Source organism: Actinocrispum wychmicini (assembly GCF_004345645.1).
Lineage (GTDB): Bacteria > Actinomycetota > Actinomycetes > Mycobacteriales > Pseudonocardiaceae > Kibdelosporangium > Kibdelosporangium wychmicini.
The window spans coordinates 151,867-168,266 of the sequence record NZ_SLWS01000010.1 but is presented as its reverse complement, the minus strand read 5'-3'; the positions used below and the strand labels follow the sequence as shown (position 1 = coordinate 168,266).

The following is a 16,400-nucleotide window of genomic DNA, read 5'->3' as shown; positions in this document are numbered from 1 at the left end:
GGCCGTGCGCGCATATTGCTCGAACGCGTGCCGGCAACGGGCGTATCGGCGCAGAATGGCCCAGCCGGCGACAAAACCGGCACGGCCGACCGCCCGGATCGTGCACAACCTGCCCGCCGAACGGGACAGTTTCATCGGCCGCCAGCATGAGCTCGCCAAGGTCGCGCGGCTGTTGCGAAAACACCGGCTGCTGACCGTGATGGGCAGCGCGGGCGCCGGCAAGACCCGCTTGGCGATCGCCGCGGCCGGCCGGGTGGAACGGGCCGACACCGACCGGGTTCTGTTGGTGGAACTCGGATCCGTCACCGACGAACAATTGCTCGTGCAGACCGTGGCGGCCGCCGCCGGACTGAATGAACACAGCGACGAGCCGATCTTGGAAACGGTCGTCGCCACCCTGAAGACCATGCGTGTCCTGGTGGTTCTGGACAACTGCGAGCATCTGCTGGAAGCGTGCGCGAAACTGGCCGACACTGTGCTGTCGCGGTGTCCGGACATGCGCATCCTGGCCACCAGCCGAGAGGCGCTGCGGATCACCGGCGAGGTGACCGTGCGGCTGGACGGGCTCGCGGTCCCGGACACCGGCCGGGACGTCAGCGTCAACAGCCTGCGCCGGTACGACTCGATCCGCCTGTTCGTCGACCGGGCCAAGGAGATCCTCCCGGACTTCCGGCTGCCGCCGGCCGAGATCCACGCGGTCGGCGCGCTGTGCACCCGGCTCGACGGGATCCCGCTGGCGATCGAACTGGCCGCACGGTGGGTGCCGGTGCTCACTGTCGGCGAGATCTGCGCCCGGCTGGACAGCCGGTTCGACCTGCTCGTGCTGGGCGGCCGGGCCACCCCGAACCGGCAGCGCAGCCTGCGGGAGGCGATCGACTGGAGCTACCACCTGCTGGCGCCGAGCGAGCAACGGGTGTTACGGCGGCTGTCGGTCTTCGTCGGCGCCTTCGACCTGGACGCCGCCAACGCGGTCTGCGCGGCGGACGGCCTCGACCCGGTCACCACCCTGGACATGCTGTCCCGGCTGCGGGCCAAGTCGCTGCTGACCCCGGTCGGCACCACCACGGACTTCCGGCTGCTGGAGTCGATCCGCCTGTACGCCCGGCAGCGGCTCGCCGAGGCGGGCGAGGAGGACAGCACGTTCGAGGCGTTGACGTCCTGGCTCGCCGGCCTGGCCGAACCGTTCGTGACCGCGCCGCTGGCCGTGCCGCGCAACATCCGGGTCCAGGCCGCGGAACAGGCCGGCAGCCTGCGGATCGCGTGCGACTGGACCAGCACCCGGCACGACGACCGGCACGTGCTGCTCGCGACCGCGTTGTCCATCGCGGACGCCAACCAAGGATTCCTCGCCGACGCCCGCAAAGTGCTGCACGACGCGCTGAGCCAGCCGCAGGGCTCACCTCGGGACCGGTGCGCGGCGATCGACCGCGCTGGCTGGTACGCGGGATTCCAGGGCGACTTCACCGAAGGTGTGCACGCCGCCGAAGAGGCCCTGGCCATCGCCCGTGAGCTCGACGACCCGGCGTTGATCACGAACTGTCTCCGCACGCTCGCCTGCGTGCAGCAGATGGCCGGCGACTTCGAGCCGGCGTTGGCCAACCGGACCGAGTGCGTCCGGATGGTCCGTGAACTGGGCGACCCGATGGCCACCGCGACCTGCCTCGTGCACCTGGCGTGGTCGCTTTCGCTGCTCGGCGACCAGGAGCGGGCGCGCGTGCTCGCCGAGGAGAGCCTGGCGGCCTGTCGGGAGCACCGGGCGGTCAGCCGGGCCGCCGAGGCGTTGAACGTGCTCGGCGGGATCGCGATCGCCGACGACCGGCTCGACGAGGCCGAGAACAGGTTCCGGGAAGTCCTGCACACCGACGCCAAGTACCCGCACAACCGGCCCACCGCGATCGAGGGACTGGCCATCGTCGCCGCCCGGCGCGGTCAACAGAAGCGCGCATTACGCCTCTACCATGAGGCTCAGCCGATGCGCCGCGCCACCGGCCTGGTCGGCGACCCGCACTGGCTGCGAAAGGTCACCGACGCCCTTGCACTGTCCACATAGCTCACTGGATGCCGTCCGGGCTCCAGTCCAGGGTGGGCGGCAACGCGCCTTCCATGGTCAGCAGCCAGCGTTTCACCTCCAGGCGGTCTCGGCCGGTGCCGCCGCTGTACCCGCCCAGCCCGTCGTGGGCGACCACCCGGTGGCACGGCACCACGATCGGGATCGGGTTGGCGCCCATGATCGACCCGATCCCCCGGGCGGGCACCCCGGTCCCGCTGCGGGCGGCCAACTCGCCATACGTGACCGACGCACCATAGTCCACAGTGGAGTACAGGGTCTTCAGGATCTCCTGCTGCAGACCGGTTGTGTGCGTCCAGTCGATGTCCAGGTCGAACCGGTGGCGCTCGCCGCGGAAGTACTCCCGCAGCTGCGCCACCGCGGGCGAGTCGGCAGGCGGTGTGGTCGGCTTCGCGGTCCAGCCCACGGCCGCGAGACCGGCGTCGGTCTCGGTCACGCTCAACCGGCCGACCGGCGTGTCCAGCACCGCCCGCATGTCACTCTCCTCCTGGTACCAAACAGAAAACGTGCCCCTCCGGGTCGGCGAGCACGGTCCAGTCGCCACCGCCCGGCTGGAAGTCCGGTTTGGTCGCGCCGAGCGCGAGCAGCTCCTTCTCGGCCACGGCCACGTCCGACACCTCGATGTCCACATGGGACTGTTTCGCGCCGGACGGCCACTGCGGCGCCTGGAACCCGTCGATCTGCTGGAACGCCAGCTGGACCGAGCCGTTGGTCAGCGCGGCGTAGTCGTCCCCGGTGGACTGCACCGACCAGCCGGTGGCGGTCTGGTAGAACGCGGCCAGTTCGGCCGGCCGGGCACAGTCGATCACGAAAGCGGTGAGCTTGGTCATGAGATCAGCTTCGCCCGCCCGCCGTCGGCGGTCTTGAAGATTCTTGCAGCAGCGCCCGCGGCGTTTCCCCGACATGCTCCCGAACCGTTCGGGTCAGGTGCGCCTGGTCGGCGAAACCCAGGTCGGCGGCGAGCACAGCCAAGTTCCGCTCCCCCGCCTCCAGCCGGTCCAACGCGCGCCCCACTCGCACCCGGTTACGGTACCGCGTCAACGACACCCCGAGCGAGCGCGTGAAGGCCCGGCTCAACCTGTACGGCGAGACACCTAGGGACGCGGCCAGCGGCAGCAGTCCCTCGGCGACGGAGTCGAAGTTCAGGATCGCCTCCCGCGCGTCCGCCACGAGCACACGGTCCCGCGCCACCGGAAGCACCGGTGACCGGGACGCCACCGTCAGTAATCGCAACATCTCCTCGGCCACCCCGAAGTCCACGTCCTGCCCGCGAACCGCCCGAAGCAGCCGCCGGTGCGCCAGATCCAGCCGGGCGTCCACATAGATCGCGGGCCGGGCCGGCGCCCCCGAACGCCACAGCTCCGGGCCGAACGACACCGCCGTACACACGTCCCCGCCGGCCGGATGCGCGAACTGCTCGGCCGATCCAGGGACGCTGACATACCCCACGGTCGGGTCCACGTCAACCCGCTGTCCGCGCGACCGCCAGCCGAATCTGCCGCGGCGGGCCAACACCACGCCGAAGTCCGACCGGACCTCCGGCGGCGACCAACCCGCGTGGTCGTCCCGGCAGGTCACCACCCGGATGTCAAAACCCGGGCGGGCCGCTCGAAGTTCGGTCGTCAACATGTTCCGCACGCTAGCCGAAGGGTCCGACAGTGTTGGATTGTCCTCGCTCCGCTCGGACGGGCTTGGCCGCCTTCAGCCGACCATTTCCACCGCGCCCCACGCGACCGACATCTTCGCTCTGAGCTGGCCGCCGCTGTGCCTGGGGCGATGTCGGGCGTGTTGCGCGGCGTAAATGATCGGCGCGGCCAAGCAGGGGCTGGTGCGGCCCGGCCAAGCCAGTGCTGGTGTCGGCGGCCAAGTCGGGGCTGGTGTCGCGCGGCCGAGTCGGGCTGGTGTTGGGGGCCAGGTCGGGGGCTGGTGTGGCGTGGCCAAGCAGGTGACTCATGGCCGGCGCGGCCGGGCGGGCAACTCTGACCGATGTGGCTGGGTGGGCTACCGCTGACCGGCGCGGGCCAAGCGGGCAGTCCCCGCCGTCCGTTAGGAACTTGGTTCTGGTTCGTCCGGCCCTAGGTGTATTAGCCCACACCTAGGTCTTATTCGTCATGGCCACCCGGTCGGCCTAGCCCTACCTTGATCACAAATGGGCGCGAACCCCGTAACCCTGCGCGGAGGTGCTCGTGGCACAGAACTCAGGCTCACCCCTGTCCCGACGATCGCTGTTCAAGGTCGGTGGAGCCGTCGCGGGTGCTGTCGGCACGTTGTCCATGCTGGAGAAGCTGGCATGGATCCCGGAGCGGGTAGCGCTCGCCGACGCAACTGCCACCGCTTTCCCCGACGTCCAGTTCGACATCGGCGCGTTCACCCAGCCGGCTCGCACGTTCGACAACGTCACGGTCGCCATGCCGCCGGTGAACACCACGTTCCTGACCGCCAGCCTGGCCCGCGGACCGTCCAAAGCGGACCAGGGCAGGATGGAGAACGCGCTGCGGACGATCGAGGCCAACTACCCGTACTCGGCCGGCGGCGTCATGACGCACGTGTCGTACAGCAACACGTACTTCAACCGGCTGCCCGCGGCGGTGGTCAACGCGAACATGCCGCGCACCCTGTCGGGCAACCAGCCGGTGCTCAAGCCGGCCGTGGCCGGCCCCACCGATGTCGCACCCGGCAACCGGGTGATGGAGCTGCGCCGGGCGGAGTTCAACGTCCCGGTTCGGATCGAGACCAACGACATCCTGTTCACCATCCGCGGCGACGACTCCAGCTTCGTGGCCGACGTCGTGCGGTGGCTGTCCGGCAGCAATGTCCTGAAGGGCAATCCCGTCGCGTCGCCACGGTTCGACGCGGGCATGACGGCCACGTCCAGCCGGTCCCACTTCATCCAGGAAGGCCTCCCGCACAAGATCGCGAGCAACAACGGGTTGCCGTTCACGAACTTCATGAACCCGTTCTCCCCGATGTGGATGGGCTTCGCCGACCAGCAGGTCAACGCCAGCTCCGCGCCCGCGGAGGTGACGTTCCTCGGCGCCAACGGGATCAAGCTGACGAACGCCACGGCCGGCAGCTACTTCGACAGGGGATCCATGCAGCACCTGTCGCACGTACTGCTCGACCTGCAGCAGTTCTTCCTCGACGGCAACGAGCCCGACGACCCGGAAGCCGACCACCGGGAACCGTTCGAGGAGCGGGTGCAGTACATGTTCGAGTCCCCGCCGCAGGTGGCCCAGAACGAGGCCGACCCGTTCAGCAACGGCGGCGGCCCGACGAATCTCGGCACCATCGGCGCGTTCCTGCCGAACGTGTTCCGTGGCGCGAACTACGCCCAGCAGAGCGCGCAGCAGTTCGACCGGATCGGCCACATCTCCCAGCTTCACCGGTCCGGCCGCACGTCCGACGGACGGCCGATCCACCTGCGCATCGACGGCCCCGGCTTCAACACCATGGACACGACCACCGGCCGCAACACGCCGACGCTGGAGTTCTCCGGCTTCTTCACCAGCGCGGACTTCTTCGCCGACCTGCGCCGCAACCAGGGGTCGGTGGACCTGCTGCAACAGTTCAGCCTGCCCGAGGAAGACCACGGGCTGGAGCGGTTCATCACCACGACCCGGCGGCAGAACTACCTGATCCCGCCGCGCCGGCACCGCTCCTTCCCGTTGATCGAACTCACCTGATCGGCCGGGCTGAAGGCGACCGCCACGCCCGCCTTCAGCCCGTGCCTCTAAACCCGACAGGGTGCAAGCGGCGATGGCGCTAGATTCAGTGCCGTGGATACGCCTCGGTACCGGCCCGCTTCCCGGATCGTGTGTGTGGACACGTCAGCGAACATCCTGTTGCTGCGCTGGCGTGACCCGTTCGACGGCTCCCACCTGTGGGAGCCGCCCGGCGGTGGGATCGAGGCCGGCGAGACACCGTTGCAGACGGCCCGGCGGGAGTTGTTCGAGGAGACCGGGCTACCGTCATCGGCCGTGCTCGACCGGTCGGTGACGGTGGACCGGGACGTCCGGTTCAACAACAGGCGGTTCGTCGGCCCCGAGCATTTCTTCCTGGCCAGGCTCGACACCGAACGGCCGGCACCGGTGCGGTCCGGCCTGCTGCCGGACGAACAGGTGAACCTTCGCGACTACGCCTGGGTCTCCTGGGCCGCGATCGCCGACCTCCCCGACCGCCTGCAACCCCCACAGCTGATGTCGTTACTCGCGACCCTGGACCCGGACGGCCCGTGGAGCTAGGCCGTGTTTCAGGTGTCTTGAAACACGACCTAGGCGTGTGGGCGCACGTCCAGGATCATGTCCGCGCCGCTCATCGCCAGCACGTTGCCCGCCGGGGAGGTGGGCCGGGCGACGACCCGCAGCGGACGTCCCGCGTCCGCCAGCCGACGGCCCTGTTCGATCAGCACCCGGAGGCCGGCGCTGCCGAGGACCGTGACTTCGTTGAGCACCAAGGTGATCGGCATCCGCCCGCCGCGGGCCGCCTCCAGGATCGCGCTGCGCAGCCGCGGCGCGGTCGTGGTGTCCAGCCAGCCGGCGACGGTGATGTGCACTGTCCCGGGCTCCGAGGTGGTCTCGATCCGCACCGTGGTGGCGTCGCGCAGCGGGACCAGCCGGCCGGTGTGGGCACGGACCGGCCGCCGGACGATCTTGGCCATCTCCACCTCGGTCCCCACCGACGTGGTCGACAATCGCATCTCGTCCATGGACTCCCGCATCATCAGCAGGCCACGGCCACGGAAGCCGGGTTCGGCGTCCGGCGGCTTCCAGACCCCGGTGTCCGACACGGTGATCCGGATCCGGCCCCGGTCGTCCAGTGCCGCCTTGACGTGCACGGTGCCACGGCCGTCGGGGTAGGCGTGCTCGATGCTGTTCGTCACCGCCTCGATCACGCTCAGCTCGACCGCGACCAGGTCGTCCTCGGTGAGCTGCAACGACATCAGCCACTGGCCCAGCTGGTGGCGCACCTCGGTGAGCTGGGCGGCCTTGGCGGGCGCCGCCAGCTCCAGCGGCTGCACGGACGGCAGCAGCACGGTCACCGCGAGCAGGCTGGCGTCGTCGCGCAGGAACCGGCCGCCGTCGACCAGGTCGACCGCGGTCTGGCAGACCCGGTCGGCGGCGTTGCGCGGGTGGGTCCCGTTGCGTCGCACGGCCGCGCCCGCGGCGGCCACCAGGGTGTCGATACCGTCCACAATGGTCTTGCTGGGCCGCTCGACCATGCCGTTGGAGTACAGCACGACGGTCTCGCCCGGCCACAGCGTCTCCTCCGCGGCCATGAAGTCGCCGTCCCCGAACGCCAGCGGCGGGAGGCTCGGCTGCGGCAGGACCCGCGCGTCACCGCCCGCGCTGACGACCACCGGCGGTGGGTGGCCGCGCGTGCAGTACTCCAGCCGGCCCGTGTTCCGGTCCACAACGGCCACGCACACGGTCGCCCCCCTGGCGTCGGGCGCGGTGCTGGCGAACGCGTCCAGGGCGTCCATGACCTCGCTCAGCTCGTCGCCCAACGACAGCCGTGACGTCGTGATCGCCCGCAGCTGCCCCATCACCGCGGACGCGGTGGTGCCGTTGCCGACCACGTCGCCGACGACCAGACCGAGCCGCCGGCCGGGCATGGGCACGACCTCGAACCAGTCGCCGCCCGCGGCGTCCTCGGCGGCCGCCGGCAGGTACGCGGCGGCCATACTGACCTCCGGCAGCACCGGCAGCCCCTCGGGCAGGACCACCCGTTGCAGGTCGAGGGTGACCTCGCGGTCGGTGCGCCGCGCGGGCTGGGACATGTCCATCACCTGCACGACCAGACCGGTCACCGTGTCGTCCTTGGTCACCGGGCGGACACTCGTCAGGGCGTCCGGCTCCACGATGGACCCGGGTTCGCCGGAGTGGTACACCTCGTCGAGCACGTGCAGCAGACGGGTTCCCGGCAGGACCGGACCGGCCAACCGGATCGGCATCCCCAGCAGGTCGAGGCCGCCCACGCTGGCCCTGGCCGCGCGGTTCGCCGCGACCACCACGTGGTCGGCTCCCTCGACCAGCCAGACCAGCGCCGGCAGGTGCTCGAAGGCGAGCTCGGCGGCCGACAGGTCGCCCCCCAACGGATGTCCCACTAGAGGATCGCCTCCTCGCAGCGAGGCGGTACGTACGCCCCCGGGCTCGGGTGTACCCCAACTCGGCTCACCGTAAACAAGCCCGCGGGACAGCGCCCGGCAGGGTGTGCAAGGTGACGTCCACGACCATGCCGTCGGCCACGTCGGCCGTGAGATAGGTGCACGCCGGCTGGCGGCGGCGGTCGGTCGGCGACCCGGGGTTGAGCAGCCGGAGCCCGCCCGGCACGGTGGTGTCCCAGGGGATATGACTGTGGCCGAACACCAGCACGTCGACGTCCGGATACGCCCGCGCGCAGCGTTCCTCCCGGCCCTTGGCAGGGCCGGTCTCGTGCACCATGGCCCACCGCGTGCCGGCCAGGTCGACCCGCGCCACCTCGGGCAGCCGGGCGCGCAGGTCGGGACCGTCGTTGTTGCCGTACACGCCGATCACCCGGGCTCGCCGCTCCAGCGCGTCCAGCAGGTCCACGTGCACCCAGTCGCCGGCGTGCAGCACCACGTCCGCCTCGTCCACCGCCCGCCACACCTGGTCGGGCATGTCCTTGGCGCGCTTGGGAACGTGGGTGTCCGCGACGATCAGCAGGCGCACACCCGCACTGTACTCACGCGCCCAGTTTGAGCACGTCCACGCCACGGACGTTGTCGGCGACGTACACCAGGCCGCGGTGCCAGACCGGCTGCCACGACTTGGCGTCCGCCGGCCGGTAGTAGGCGATCTGCCGCGGGTTGGTCGGGTCGCTGACGTCCAGGAACCGGGTGCCCTGCGAGTAGAACGACTGGACCAGCACGTGCCCGTTCACGTCGAAGTAGTGCGCGGAGCAGTCGTCCGACGCCGGGTCGCTGCCCTCCTGGCCGGCCACCCCCCAGCTGGAGACCGAGGTGAGCCGGAACGGCTGCTGCGGCGTCGAGCGCCAGCCCTCGCCGTTGAACGAGCCCTTCAGCGAGGCGATCACGAGCACGCCGTCGGTGGCGCAGCCGTCGTTGAAGCTCTCCTCGGTGATGTACAGCAGGTTCGTGCCGGGCGGGCGGTAGCTGTTGTGCATGAACGTGGACGGCGCGGTCAGCTCGGAGATCTTGCCGCCGGCGTACGGCACCGGGTTGTTCGCGGTGGCCCGACGGAACTTGCCGGTCACCGGGTCGCGGTGCACGCCGTTGGTCCAGTAGCCGCGGACACCGCCCCGGCCGGACGCCCACGCGACCCCCTGGCTGTCGACCTGGACGTCGTGCACGTAGTCGGTCTTGCCGTCGTTGCGGGCCAGCTCGATCGGGTTCGGGTTCACCTTGGGGTGCTTGGGGTCCCGCACGTCGGTGACCCAGATCGGCCGGCCGCCCCACTCGGCGGGCTGGTTGTCGGCCTTGGCCGGGCCGCCGGTCCACAGGAACTGGCAGTCGTTGATACAGCTCGTGGTGTGACCGGCGGGGACGTCGACGAAGCTGAGCACCGACAACTTCTCGGGCCGGCGCGCGTCCACGACGTAGATGCCGGACTCGCCGGTGTGCGTGTTGCCGCCGAACGCCCTCGGGTCGCGGGACAGGAACACCAGCTTGCGGTGCTGGTCGACCTCGGTGTTCTCGGTCTCCCACATGCCCGGGATGTTCAGCTCGCCGACGAGTTTGGGCTTGGCCGGGTTGGCCAGGTCGTACGCCTTGAGCCCGAACTGGCCGGACACCATCATCACGTCCCGCCAGCCGTACTGCAGGAAGCTGATCGAGATGGCGCCCTGGGCCTCAGGCAGGTTGGCCAGCAGCTTGACGTTCTTGACGGCGTCGGGCGCACCGGCGATCTTCGCCTGGGCGGCGGGTTTCGCGCCCGGCATGTCGTCCTCTCCGCAGGCCATGGCGGACGTGGACGCGAAGGTCAGCACGGCGGTGGACACGGCGACCGTGGACAGCCATTTACGCACGAACCTCACCCTAGAGTTACCTGTCAACCACGGACAACGTACTTTCGTCTTCTGTGCGCCTCGGAATGGTCCTGATCGCCGCCGTACTCGCGGCGAGCGCCTGCAGTTCGACCGACAAGCCCGCGCCGGAACCGGGTGTGCTCTCGGTGGGCATCCCCAATCCGGTGATCCCCGGCGACCGGATGCTGTCCGAGCTGCTGTTCACCCCGTTGGTCGACTACGACCCGACGAACGGCAAGGTCACGCCGCGCGCGGCCCAGTCGGTGACGTCCACCGACCTGATCACGTGGACGGTGAAGCTCAGTCCAGGCACGTACAGCGACGGCCGGCCGGTCACCGCGCAGTCCTATGTGGACGCCTGGCAGCGAGGGCTCGGGCTGCCGGTCAAGCAGCTCACGGCGGTGGACGAGCAGACCGTGCAGATCGTGCTCACGCAGGCGTTCAGCGAGGTGCCGGCGTATCTCGCCGCCCCGCTGGCCCTGCCGTACCGGGCCGACGACCCGATGGTCGGCAACGGCCCGTACCGGTTGGCATCCCCTTGGCAGCCGGGCAAAGGCGGCCGGCTGGTCCCGCTGCACGAGCGGCCGGGCAAGCCGACGGCGATCGACCTGCGCGTGTACACCGACCCGGCCGCGGCCTACGACGCGGTCAAGGCCGGCACGTTGGACATGACGGTCGAGGTTCCCGGGTCACGACACGACGCCATGCACGCGGACTTCGCCAACAGCCACCTGATCTGGGCCGAACCGGCCCTCGGCTACCTCGCGTTCGGCGACGACCTGCCCGAGGCCGCCGCGCGGTTCGCGATCTCGATGTCGGTCGACCGCAAGGGACTCGCCGCGGGCGCGATGGACAACCAGGTCGACCCGGCCACCGCGCTGATCCCGCCGGCGATCGCGCCGGGCGAGCGGTCCGGCGCGTGCCGGGCCTGCAACAACGACGTCGCCGCGGCGAAGTCGTTGCGGGAACAGGCAGGTCTCACCGCGGCCAGGTTCGACGGCGAGCCGCGGGCGCTGGCCGACCAGGTGCACGCCGCGCTGGGGGTGGACATCGCGGCCGGGCCGACGGTCACGATCCAGACCGTGCAGCTGCGGACGCTCAGCCCGTACGAGCTGTTGCAGCAGCTGAAGGTGCCCGCGGTGCAGCAGTTCCTTGACGCGGCGGCGACTTCGGGCGACTTCACCGAACGCGCCCAGCAGTACCGGTTGGCCGAGAACCAGATTCTGCGCGACCTGCCGGTCGCCCCGCTGTGGTCGGCGCACGGGCACGCGGTGTGGGGACCTCGGGTGAAGGACGTGATCGTGACCGCGGCGCACGGAATCGATCTGGCCGCAACAACCCTGTAAGGACGCGATACTCCAACCGGATCAGCGGAAACCGCTACTGTCGGACGCATGATGGCGCTACCGCACCGGCCTCGGTCACGTAACGGCGCGGGCCTGCCGGCGGTCACGCCCGAGCGGATCGTCGACGCGGCGATCCGGCTGACCGGCCGGGTAGGGCTGGAGAACTGGACGCTGCGGCAACTCGCGGCCGAGATCGAGGCGTCGCCCGCGGTCGTCTACCACCATGTCGGCGACCGGGAGGCCGTTGTCGCCCAGGTGATCGAGCGGGTGACGAGCCGGATCCCGACACCGCCGGAGTCACTGCCGTGGCGCGAGTGGTTCGCCACCATGCTGGACAACCACAGGCAGGTCCTGCGCGCGTACCCGGGGATCGCGTACCGCCTGGCCCGGTCCGGACCGGCGGCCGCCACCGGCCAGCTCGGCGTCAGCCTGTTGGCGGAGGCCGGCTTCGGCACCGAGAGCGTGATCGCCCACACCGTGCTGATGACCACGGCCTGCCAGTACATCGCGCTGGCCGACGACGACATCTTCACGTACGGGATCCAGCGCTGCCTTGACGGCCTGGAACACCGGCTGGCGGACCTGGCACGATAGTGGGGACATCTGGGGAAGGGACACGATGACCACCAGCGACGCCTGGATCCGCCGGTTCAACCCGGCACCGCAAGCGCCGACCCGGCTGGTCTGCCTGCCGCACGCGGGCGGCGCGGCCAGCTACTACCTGCCGGTGGCCAAGGCACTGGGCCCGGACGTCGAAGTGCTCTCGATCCAGTACCCGGGACGGCAGGACCGCAGGCACGAGCCGTTCATCAGGACCGTCGCCGGACTGGCCGACGAGCTGTTCGAGGTGCTGCGGCCGCTGTCGGACAAGCCGATCGCCCTGTTCGGGCACAGCATGGGCGCCTCGGTGGGTTTCGAGGTGGCGACCCGCCTTGAGGCCGCGGGGGTCGGGCCGACCACGTTGTTCGCGTCCGGCCGGCGCGCGCCCAGCCTGAACGTCGACGACGGGGTGCACCTGCTCGACGACGCCGGCCTGATCGCCGAGGTGAAGAAGCTCGGCGGCGCGGGCTCGCAACTCCTGGACGACCCGGAGATCCTGCAGCTGGTGCTGCCCGCCATCCGGGCCGACTACACGGCCGCGGAGACCTACCGGTCCGCTCCGGGCCGGACCGTGTCCTGCCCGGTCCACGCCCTGTGCGGGGACGCGGACCCGAAGGTGTCGGTGGACGAGGCCCGCGCGTGGAGCGCGCACACCACCGGCGCCTTCGACCTGAAGGTCTTCCCAGGCGACCACTTCTACATCGACGACAACGCCCCGGCCGTGCTCGACCACATGCGGGCCCACCTCACGCGGTGAGCGCCGCCGGCACCTGGACGTATCCACGCAGCCGCTGACCGGCGATGTGCACCTGGACGACCGGTTGGAACGTGCGGTCGTCGATGCCGTCGTACCCGTGCCGGATCACCGACCGGTAGATGTCCTGGGACACCACCAGGACCAGTGGCGCACTGGTCTGCTTGAGCCTGCGTTTCACCTCGGGGGCGTCCAGCAGCCGGAACGTGATGTCCAGGTCCTCGCCGTACCAGCCGCGTTCGTCGGAGTGCACCTCCCCCGCGTGCATGGCCGCGCGCAGCCGGAAGCTGTGCTCGGGCCGGTCGGACTCGAGCTGCACGAGCAGGTCGTGCAGGGTGGGGATGACCGAGTTCAGGAGCTTGGTCTTCGGCAGGGCGTCCACCGGGTGGACCAGGACGAGCACGCCGTCGCCCCGGTCGATGAGGTCGCGGTGGCCCTCCTCGATGCCACTGAGCAGCAGGGCTTCCTCGAGCAGGTCGTACATGGCGTTGCGGAACATCGCCCGCTCGAAGTTTGTCCTGGTGGTCGACCCCTCGATGTCCACCGCGAAGATGGTCCGGTGCCGGGGTTGCACCGGGATCGCTGTACTCATGACGACCCCCTCTTTACGGATTCGTGTGCGGATCGTTGGCTGCGCGCCCTGAGTGCCTTCCTCTGGTCGGGCTGACTAAGTTTCAATTTCAGAAACTTCAGTGAACTTAGATTGAGTTTGGCAGGTTTCAGCGTAATCCTTGAACCCATGCCGCACAACACTCGAAGGTGGTTCCACCAGGCGAGATCTTGAGTCGCCCACCCAGGTGATGGGCGGCTACACTCGTTCCGTTAAGCTTGACTGAAGTTCACTGAAAGGTTGAGTGGCTGTGTACCCGACCGAGGACCCGCGCCAAGCGCTCGCCCGCCGCCTCCGTGCGCTGCGCGAGTTGCACTGGCCTGGCCAGGGCATCACACAGCACCAACTCGGCCAGGCGCTCGGCGGCCGCAAGGCACTGAGCGCGCCCCTGATCTCGTCGTGGGAGAGCCCGACGAACCCGGCCGTTCCGCCGGCCAGCCGACTGCACGCGTACGCGACCTTCTTCGCGACTGCCCAATCCGTCGCCGCCGAGCCGTACCGGGTGCTCCCGCTGAGCACGTTGAGCGACGACGAACTGCGCACCCGCACGGACCTGTTGCGCGAGCTGCTTCAGTTGCGGGACGCGGCCGTGCGGGAACCCGTCGCGCGGCCGATGTCGGCCGAGCCGACCGGCGGCGGGCTGTGGCACTTCCCGGACCTGCGCACGATCACGGTCGTCTGCGCGCTGCTGCCGGCCGAACTGCGCAACAAGTTCCCCTACGCCGACCCGGACAGCCCGGACTACATCGCCCTGTACACGTACGCCGACCTGGACGCGCTGATCGAGCTGTACGGCCATCTCCGCGCCACCAACCCGGCGACCGAGGTGCGGTTCAAGACCGCCGAGGAGCTGCTGCCCGACGACTACACCACCCACCTGGTGCTGCTCGGCGGCGTGGACTGGAACCTGGTGACCAGGGACGTGCTGCGGCCCGGCCGGGTCGAACTGCCGGTCCGCCAGGAGGCCAGGGACGAGGGCGACCCGGAGCCCAACGGGTTCAAGGTGCTCGAGAACGGGTCGGTGAAGTACTTCACGCCGCAATTGGACGAGGCTGGGCAACTGATCGAGGACGTCGCACACTTCTACCGCGGTCCCAATCCGTTCAACTCCAAGCGGACTGTGACGATCTGCAACGGCATGTACGGGCGGGGGACGCTCGGTGCCGTGCGGGCGCTGACCGACATCAGGTTCCGTGACCGCAACGACGCCTACATCAGCCGGCGGTTCGCGACCGAGCACGAGTTCAGCGTGCTCAGCCGCATCCTGGTGGTGCGGGGACAGGTCGTCACCCCGGACTGGACGGCGCCGGAGATCCGGCTCCACGAGTGGCCCTAGGAGCAGGATTGACCGCCGCACCCGTCCGCCAGACCACGAATCACCATGGCACGCACCGAAAACTGGTGGAGACTGTCAGCGACCCCACACCGGCCAAGGTGGACGCGATCATCGTGCCGACCGCGCGCCCGGCGCGGCATCTCGACCAGGCCTTGAAACTGGCCAAGCACCACGACTGCACGCTCGTGGCGCTCTGCAGCAAGCACGCGTCCGCGAACCGCACGATGGAAGCCGCCGGTGACTTGGGTGTCGAGGTCGTCGCCGTGAACACCAGCGTCCAGCGGGCCGACCTGCTGCCGCAGTTCGCGACCACCGACCTGTTGGCGAACACCAAGTTCGAGCGGTACACCGACACCAGCTACAAACGCAACCTGGGGCTGCTGCTGTCCTGGATGGCGGGCTGGAAGCGGGTCGCGTTCCTGGACGACGACATCCAGATCCCCGAGATGGCCGACCTCGGCGGCGCGATGGGGTCGGTCGGCCATTTCGCCAGCGTCGGCCTCACCATCACCGGCCAGCCGGACAACTCCGTGGTCTGCCACGCCTTTCGGGACGCCGGCGGGGAACAGGACACCTTCATCGGCGGCGGCGCGCTGGCGGTCGGCGAGGAGTCCTTCAACTCGTTCTTCCCGAACATCTACAACGAGGACTGGTTCTTCCTGCTCAACGACCACGGCCTGCGTCCCTCCGCGCTCACCACCGGCGTGGTCATGCAACAACCGTACGATCCGTACCGCACCCCGATGCGGGCCCGGATGGAGGAATTAGGCGACTCGTTGGCCGAAGGCCTGTTCTGGCTGCTGGACAACAACCGGCCGCTGGCCGACGCGGATCACACGTCCTACTGGGACGAGTTCCTCAACAAGCGCAGGCGGTTCATCGACGAGGTCATCGCGATGGTCGACCGGGCCCCGCGCACCGGGGCCGACCGGGCCAGGATGACCGAGTCGCTGAAGGCCGCGCGGGGACGCAACTGGGTGATCGAGTCGCAGCTGTGCGTGGACTACATGGCCGCGTGGCGGGCCGACCGGGAACTGTGGCGCGACAAGATCCACTCCACCAGACGGTGGCACGATCTGGAGAAGGCACTGGCCCAGCTCGGCCTCAACCACTGCCACCTGGCAGCTCCTTGACCAGCATGTAGCAGGTCTCGAAGTCGCGCTTGCGGGTTCCGTCGGGCAGCCTGATCTCGTACATGCACTCGACTGGCGGGTGATTCCAGATCTCGTAGTCGAGGCGGGCGTACAGCCGGTACGCGTCGGTGTTGTCGATCCGAACAGCCAGGGCGACTCTCTGGTGGCCGAGCCCCGCCAGCAGCCGTTCGGCCGAATGGACCAGTTCGGTGCCGACCCCGCTGTTTCGGTGATCGGAACGCACTTCCACGTGGTTGAGCAACGGCACGCCGGGCAGGTGGTCGCGAACCTCCTGTTCGTCGGCCTGTTCCAGCCACACGTACAGGCCACCGATGGGATCACCCGCGTGCCACGCGGTCAGTAACACGCCCAGACCGTCCTGCTGGCGGGCCAGCCGGTCGGTGAAGAAGTCCTCGTCGCCGAGGGACGCCACGAGCGCGGCCAGGTCGGCCGGGTCCGCCTGTCTGATCACCACGTCGCGCATGGGCTCCCCTCCCTTCGAGACGTGCGTCATGATCGTGCCCGGGGCGGACGGGCCGGGCCGTAAGA

16 protein-coding genes are annotated in these 16,400 nt (G+C 69.6%); 8 read left to right on the top strand and 8 right to left on the bottom strand.

All coding sequences use genetic code 11. The features are described from left to right. The first annotated feature begins 55 nt into the window (after positions 1-55). The gene (locus EV192_RS38380) at positions 56-2,050 is read left to right on the top strand and encodes an ATP-binding protein (protein WP_132123551.1); all 1,995 of its coding nucleotides are present in this window, start codon (positions 56-58) and stop codon (positions 2,048-2,050) included. Position 2,051: 1 nt separating this feature from the next. On the opposite strand, the gene EV192_RS38375 is transcribed toward EV192_RS38380, so the two are convergent. The 3 genes from EV192_RS38375 to EV192_RS38365 are packed head-to-tail and all read right to left on the bottom strand — an operon-like array spanning position 2,052 to position 3,697. Next, positions 2,052-2,543, bottom strand: a complete 492-nt coding sequence (locus EV192_RS38375) for a methylated-DNA--[protein]-cysteine S-methyltransferase (protein WP_132123550.1) — start codon at positions 2,541-2,543, stop codon at positions 2,052-2,054. Between the two features lies 1 nt (position 2,544). Further along, positions 2,545-2,898, bottom strand: coding sequence for a VOC family protein (locus EV192_RS38370; RefSeq protein ID WP_132123549.1), 354 nt, complete (start codon positions 2,896-2,898; stop codon positions 2,545-2,547). A gap of 4 nt (positions 2,899-2,902) precedes the next feature. Then, a complete protein-coding gene (locus EV192_RS38365) occupies positions 2,903-3,697 on the bottom strand; it encodes a helix-turn-helix domain-containing protein (RefSeq protein WP_132123548.1) in 795 nt (264 codons plus the stop codon). 557 nt (positions 3,698-4,254) lie between these two features. Here EV192_RS38365 and EV192_RS38360 point away from each other — a divergent pair. After that, positions 4,255-5,751, top strand: coding sequence for a DUF7405 family protein (locus EV192_RS38360; RefSeq protein ID WP_207926537.1), 1,497 nt, complete (start codon positions 4,255-4,257; stop codon positions 5,749-5,751). A 93-nt stretch (positions 5,752-5,844) separates the two neighbouring features. Next, entirely contained in the window at positions 5,845-6,309 is a 465-nt protein-coding gene (locus EV192_RS38355; RefSeq protein ID WP_132123547.1) for an NUDIX hydrolase, read from the top strand. 29 nt (positions 6,310-6,338) lie between these two features. On the opposite strand, the gene EV192_RS38350 is transcribed toward EV192_RS38355, so the two are convergent. The 3 genes from EV192_RS38350 to EV192_RS38340 form a co-directional block, all read right to left on the bottom strand. Beyond that, on the bottom strand, positions 6,339-8,171 hold the full coding sequence (locus tag EV192_RS38350) for a SpoIIE family protein phosphatase (protein WP_132123546.1): 1,833 nt from the start codon (positions 8,169-8,171) through the stop codon (positions 6,339-6,341). Between the two features lie 67 nt (positions 8,172-8,238). Then, a complete protein-coding gene (locus EV192_RS38345) occupies positions 8,239-8,757 on the bottom strand; it encodes a metallophosphoesterase family protein (protein ID WP_132123545.1) in 519 nt (172 codons plus the stop codon). 13 nt (positions 8,758-8,770) lie between these two features. Next, positions 8,771-10,072, bottom strand: coding sequence for an LVIVD repeat-containing protein (locus EV192_RS38340; protein ID WP_132123544.1), 1,302 nt, complete (start codon positions 10,070-10,072; stop codon positions 8,771-8,773). Between the two features lie 53 nt (positions 10,073-10,125). Between EV192_RS38340 and EV192_RS38335 the strand changes: the two genes are divergently transcribed. Genes EV192_RS38335 through EV192_RS38325 form a run of 3 tightly spaced genes read left to right on the top strand, consistent with a single transcriptional unit; the run spans position 10,126 to position 12,775 of the window. After that, complete coding sequence (locus EV192_RS38335; RefSeq protein WP_132123543.1) at positions 10,126-11,418, top strand: peptide ABC transporter substrate-binding protein; 1,293 nt, start codon at positions 10,126-10,128, stop codon at positions 11,416-11,418. Between the two features lie 48 nt (positions 11,419-11,466). Continuing rightward, on the top strand, positions 11,467-12,012 hold the full coding sequence (locus tag EV192_RS38330; RefSeq protein ID WP_132123542.1) for a TetR/AcrR family transcriptional regulator: 546 nt from the start codon (positions 11,467-11,469) through the stop codon (positions 12,010-12,012). A gap of 25 nt (positions 12,013-12,037) precedes the next feature. Further along, entirely contained in the window at positions 12,038-12,775 is a 738-nt protein-coding gene (locus tag EV192_RS38325; RefSeq protein ID WP_132123541.1) for a thioesterase II family protein, read from the top strand. Here EV192_RS38325 and EV192_RS38320 read toward each other — a convergent pair. After that, complete coding sequence (locus EV192_RS38320; protein ID WP_132123540.1) at positions 12,765-13,364, bottom strand: hypothetical protein; 600 nt, start codon at positions 13,362-13,364, stop codon at positions 12,765-12,767. The genes EV192_RS38325 and EV192_RS38320 overlap by 11 nt on opposite strands. Positions 13,365-13,626: 262 nt before the next feature. Between EV192_RS38320 and EV192_RS38315 the strand changes: the two genes are divergently transcribed. Next, positions 13,627-14,718, top strand: a complete 1,092-nt coding sequence (locus EV192_RS38315; protein WP_243727341.1) for an XRE family transcriptional regulator — start codon at positions 13,627-13,629, stop codon at positions 14,716-14,718. Between the two features lie 8 nt (positions 14,719-14,726). Then, positions 14,727-15,851 carry a hypothetical protein gene (locus EV192_RS38310; RefSeq protein WP_132123539.1) on the top strand — a complete coding sequence of 375 codons (1,125 nt, stop codon included), beginning with the start codon at positions 14,727-14,729 and terminating at the stop codon, positions 15,849-15,851. On the opposite strand, the gene EV192_RS38305 is transcribed toward EV192_RS38310, so the two are convergent. Further along, on the bottom strand, positions 15,823-16,335 hold the full coding sequence (locus EV192_RS38305) for a GNAT family N-acetyltransferase (RefSeq protein ID WP_132123538.1): 513 nt from the start codon (positions 16,333-16,335) through the stop codon (positions 15,823-15,825). The genes EV192_RS38310 and EV192_RS38305 overlap by 29 nt on opposite strands. Between the last annotated feature and the right edge of the window lie 65 nt (positions 16,336-16,400).

Coding starts and splice junctions, on each gene's coding strand:
- EV192_RS38380 (WP_132123551.1), top strand. CDS start 56: ATGGCCCAGCCGGCGACAAAACCGGCACGGCCGACCGCCCGGATCGTG.
- EV192_RS38375 (WP_132123550.1), bottom strand. CDS start 2,543: ATGCGGGCGGTGCTGGACACGCCGGTCGGCCGGTTGAGCGTGACCGAG.
- EV192_RS38370 (WP_132123549.1), bottom strand. CDS start 2,898: ATGACCAAGCTCACCGCTTTCGTGATCGACTGTGCCCGGCCGGCCGAA.
- EV192_RS38365 (WP_132123548.1), bottom strand. CDS start 3,697: ATGTTGACGACCGAACTTCGAGCGGCCCGCCCGGGTTTTGACATCCGG.
- EV192_RS38330 (WP_132123542.1), top strand. CDS start 11,467: ATGATGGCGCTACCGCACCGGCCTCGGTCACGTAACGGCGCGGGCCTG.
- EV192_RS38325 (WP_132123541.1), top strand. CDS start 12,038: ATGACCACCAGCGACGCCTGGATCCGCCGGTTCAACCCGGCACCGCAA.
- EV192_RS38320 (WP_132123540.1), bottom strand. CDS start 13,364: ATGAGTACAGCGATCCCGGTGCAACCCCGGCACCGGACCATCTTCGCG.
- EV192_RS38305 (WP_132123538.1), bottom strand. CDS start 16,335: ATGCGCGACGTGGTGATCAGACAGGCGGACCCGGCCGACCTGGCCGCG.